6 protein-coding genes are annotated in these 3,575 nt (G+C 64.7%); 3 read left to right on the top strand and 3 right to left on the bottom strand.

Annotated elements, in window-relative coordinates; genetic code table 11:
• The first annotated feature begins 182 nt into the window (after positions 1 to 182).
• Positions 183 to 341, top strand: coding sequence for a hypothetical protein (locus tag AUC71_RS19495; RefSeq protein WP_158007788.1), 159 nt, complete (start codon positions 183 to 185; stop codon positions 339 to 341).
• Position 342: 1 nt separating this feature from the next.
• Here the strand turns inward: AUC71_RS19495 and AUC71_RS10025 are convergent, their stop codons facing one another.
• On the bottom strand, positions 343 to 555 hold the full coding sequence (locus AUC71_RS10025; RefSeq protein ID WP_069624155.1) for a hypothetical protein: 213 nt from the start codon (positions 553 to 555) through the stop codon (positions 343 to 345).
• A gap of 255 nt (positions 556 to 810) precedes the next feature.
• Between AUC71_RS10025 and AUC71_RS10020 the strand changes: the two genes are divergently transcribed.
• Both AUC71_RS10020 and purB read left to right on the top strand, forming a co-directional pair.
• Positions 811 to 1,176 carry a hypothetical protein gene (locus tag AUC71_RS10020; protein ID WP_141701597.1) on the top strand — a complete coding sequence of 122 codons (366 nt, stop codon included), beginning with the start codon at positions 811 to 813 and terminating at the stop codon, positions 1,174 to 1,176.
• 101 nt (positions 1,177 to 1,277) lie between these two features.
• On the top strand, positions 1,278 to 2,570 hold the full coding sequence (gene purB / locus AUC71_RS10015; protein ID WP_069624153.1) for an adenylosuccinate lyase: 1,293 nt from the start codon (positions 1,278 to 1,280) through the stop codon (positions 2,568 to 2,570).
• Between the two features lie 3 nt (positions 2,571 to 2,573).
• On the opposite strand, the gene AUC71_RS10010 is transcribed toward purB, so the two are convergent.
• Together AUC71_RS10010 and AUC71_RS10005 are read right to left on the bottom strand one after the other, a co-directional pair.
• Entirely contained in the window at positions 2,574 to 3,032 is a 459-nt protein-coding gene (locus tag AUC71_RS10010) for a hypothetical protein (protein ID WP_069624152.1), read from the bottom strand.
• The coding region (locus AUC71_RS10005; protein WP_069624151.1) for an SH3 domain-containing protein at positions 3,029 to 3,575 on the bottom strand (547 nt) is incomplete at its 5' end. The genes AUC71_RS10010 and AUC71_RS10005, both read right to left, overlap by 4 nt.

Below are 3,575 nucleotides of genomic sequence, written 5' to 3'. Positions count from 1 at the left end.
GGCGGGTGAAGGCACGCTGATGACCTTCTCGCCGGACCCGCGCAAGAACCCCGCCGCCGCCGACGCGTCGCGCGCCTGAAGGAAAAGGGCATCGGAGCCCGAGGCTACGTGCTCTACACCTACGCCGCGATCCAGGCTGGAAGGAGGCGGCCGAGAAAGCCGGCACCACCGACACCGCGGCCGTGGTCAAGGCACTCAACGAAGGCGAGTTCGACACCGTGATCGGGAAATTCCGCTTCGACGAGCACGGCGATCCGAGCCTGCCGCCCTATGCGGTCTATCGCTGGGCCGATGGGAACTACGAGCAGATCGAGGACGGGGCGCCCTCGCCCGCGGGCTGATCTAGCTCTTCTTGGCGGCTGCGTCCTCGGCCTTGAACTGGGCCTCGAGCTGCTCCTCGAACTTCACCAGGTCTTCCGGCACCGGCATGCCGAACGCGCGCATCTCGTTCAGCCTCTCGCGAATCTGCAAGTAAAGCTCGTGGCGGTCCTCGGGCTGGTTCTCCATCTGGTTGATGAGCAGCGCGAGTTCGGCCTTGAGATCCTCGAATGCCATGACGGGGTGCCTCCTTTTGACCGGCGCCGGATCGGACCATAAACGGTGCGAGGCGGCAAGCCTTGTCGCCTCCGCGCATTGCAGTCCGGACATTTCCCTTGCATAGTCCTCTCCTGCCGAGGGGCTTGGAGGGAAAGCGGCGATGGAACAACTGACGTTCAGCAAGGTGGTCGGCTTCGTGTTGGCGGCGGCCTTCGCGATCGTGATCGGGGTCTGCATGTGGGCGCTGATGGTCGGCGACTTATGAATACCGTCATGAACGCCCAGACGCAGCACACGGTCCGCATCGTCGGATTCGCCGGCCTGCTCGCAGCGCTCGTCACCTGGTGGTGCGCCCGCTTCACGGCGCGCCGCGGTTTCCTCGTGCGCATGCTGTTCGCGCTGTTCATCTTCATCGTGGCGTTCTGCAGCTTCGGCGGCCTGCTCCGCTTCATCTACATCCACGCCATCTATCCGAGCCAGCAGGACTGGTCGCTGTCGGGCATGTATCTGGCCTCGCTCAACGACTTCTATACCTTCCTGCTCGACATGATGATCCCGCCCCGCCCGGGCTATCTTGGGCTCGCCGTGGCCGCGGCCATCTATGTCGCCCTGTTCGGGCCCGCGAGCGAGAACTGTTGAAATTTAAGTCTTTCGGCAAGCTCGCGTTTGAGTGGCCTCCGCGTTCTGCTAGACCTGTCCTCTCGCCGGAGGTCCCTCCGGGAAAGGCTTGAACGACCAGCATGATTCCGCGCTACAGCCGCTCCGCGATGACCGCCATCTGGGAGCCCGAAAACAAATTCAACATCTGGCTGAAGATCGAGGTCTACGCGGCCGAGGCCATGGTCGAGCTCGGTCTGATCCCCAAAGAGGCCGCGGAGGCCGCGAAGGCGCGTGGCGGCTTCGACATCGACCGCATCGACGAGATCGAGCGGGAGGTGAAGCACGACGTCATCGCCTTCCTCACCTCGGTCGCCGAGCATGTCGGCCCCGAGGCGCGCTACCTCCATGCCGGCCTCACATCCTCGGACGTGCTCGACACGTGCTTCAACGTGCAGCTCACCGAAGCCGCCGATATCCTCATCGCCGATCTCGACGCCCTGCTTCAAGCGCTCAGACCCCGCGCCTTCGAGCACAAGGACACCGTCACCGTCGGGCGCAGTCACGGCATCCATGCCGAGCCGACCACGTTCGGGCTGAAGCTGGCGCAAGCCTATGCGGAATTCGCCCGCAATCGGGACCGCATGGTGCGCGCCCGCGAGGAGGTCGCCACCTGCGCCATCTCGGGAGCGGTCGGCACGTTCGCCCATGTGGACCCGCGCGTGGAAGCCTATGTCGCCGGCAAGCTCGGGCTCAAACCGGAGCCGATCTCCACGCAAGTGATCCCCCGGGACCGGCACGCGGCCTATTTCACGACGCTTGCGGTGATCGCCAGCTCCGTGGAGCGGATCGCCACGGAGATCCGCCACCTCCAACGCACCGAGGTGCTGGAGGCGGAAGAGTTCTTCTCCAAAGGGCAAAAGGGCTCCTCCGCCATGCCCCATAAGCGCAACCCCGTGCTGTCGGAGAATTTGACCGGGCTTGCCCGCGTGGTGCGCGGTTATGCGCTGCCTGCGCTCGAGAACGTCGCGCTTTGGCACGAAAGAGACATTTCACACTCCTCGGTCGAGCGGATGATCGGGCCCGACGCGACGGTGACCCTCGATTTCGCGCTTCATCGCCTCACTGGTGTTATCAAGGGGCTCGTGGTCTATCCCGAGCGCATGCGCGCCAATATGGACCGCCTCGGCGGGCTCATCCATTCCCAGCGCGTGCTGCTGGCGCTGACCGCCGCCGGCGTCAGCCGCGAGGACGCCTATCGCCTCGTCCAGCGCAACGCGATGAAGGTGTGGCAGGAGAACAAGGATTTCCTCACCGAACTCCTCGCCGATCCCGACGTGACACGCGTGCTGCCGGATGACGTGCTCCGCGATCAGTTCGATCTCGGCTATCACACCAAGCATGTGGACGAGATCTTCAAGCGCGTCTTCGGCTAGAGACTAGCGCGGGCCGAACAGACCGCGCCGCCTTGTCTCGACAGGCTGCGTGTCGAACTCGCTCGGGGGGCCGGCATAGCCTCGCTGCCCGTACTTGGCGTAATTGCCGAACTGGTCGTAGTAGCGCCTGCCGCCATAGCCCCAGAACCCCGGGGTATAGCCGTAAGGCGGGAGAGCGAGCGGCACGTTGTAGTCGTAGGCGTTCTCCTCGCCTTTGCGAACGCGGATGAAGCGGAGATAGCTCGTCTGCACGTAGCCGCCGGCGACCTGGCACCAGCCCTTCTTGCAGCCCTTGGCATCGACCGTCTGCGACACGCCGATCAGGCCGAGCACCTTGGCGTCGACGCTTGGCGTCGCATGAATACTTGCGGGCCGCGTGGCCACCGCAGTGGCGGCGAGCGCCGTGCCCGGCAAGACCAGGCCCGCGGTAAGCAGGATCGCGATCTTTAGGGAAGTCATCATCGCCTGCTCCTTGGCCGCTCACGCGACCTACAGGCTATGTAGGAAGAAAGGCGATCGGGGCCAAGACGGCTAGTCGCGGTAGGTGGTGGAGTCCTCGTAGGAACTCCGGAGGTCTGCGCTGATCCCCTGGATGTCGCGTCCGCGATGGGCCCGCCGCCGTCGCCATAGGCACCGCTGCCGTGGAAAATGTGCGGCATGTAGCGGTAGCGGTTCCGCTCCTGCGCCATCATGAAGAAGCGCTTGCGGTAGAAGCTTGGCGAGATCGCCGTATAGGGCGGCATGTCGTAGTACCAGTCGGCCTTGGGATAATGCCCCGCGCGATAGGGATAAGGCGGGAAGATGGGCCAGATTTCCGGCTCCAGGACCTCGACGGTCCCCGTGATCAGATAGCGCTGGCTGGCATAGCCGCGATAGCCGTTCCAGACGACGCCGCACCAACCGTCCCGGCAGCCCTTGATGTCGACCCGCGCGCCCGCGGGCATCGCGGCGATGAGGTAATAGTTGGTGCCCGGTCCTTCGCGCAAGGACAGCGCCGTGGCCGTC

It is taken from the genome of Methyloceanibacter marginalis (genome assembly GCF_001723295.1).
Taxonomy (GTDB): domain Bacteria; phylum Pseudomonadota; class Alphaproteobacteria; order Rhizobiales; family Methyloligellaceae; genus Methyloceanibacter; species Methyloceanibacter marginalis.
This window is presented reverse-complemented; position numbering and strand designations above follow the sequence as displayed.

Excerpts from the sequence above, each read along its gene's own strand:
- AUC71_RS10025 (WP_069624155.1), bottom strand. The coding sequence starts at position 555 with ATGGCATTCGAGGATCTCAAGGCCGAACTCGCGCTGCTCATCAACCAG.
- AUC71_RS10020 (WP_141701597.1), top strand. The coding sequence starts at position 811 with ATGAACGCCCAGACGCAGCACACGGTCCGCATCGTCGGATTCGCCGGC.
- purB (WP_069624153.1), top strand. The coding sequence starts at position 1,278 with ATGATTCCGCGCTACAGCCGCTCCGCGATGACCGCCATCTGGGAGCCC.
- AUC71_RS10010 (WP_069624152.1), bottom strand. The coding sequence starts at position 3,032 with ATGATGACTTCCCTAAAGATCGCGATCCTGCTTACCGCGGGCCTGGTC.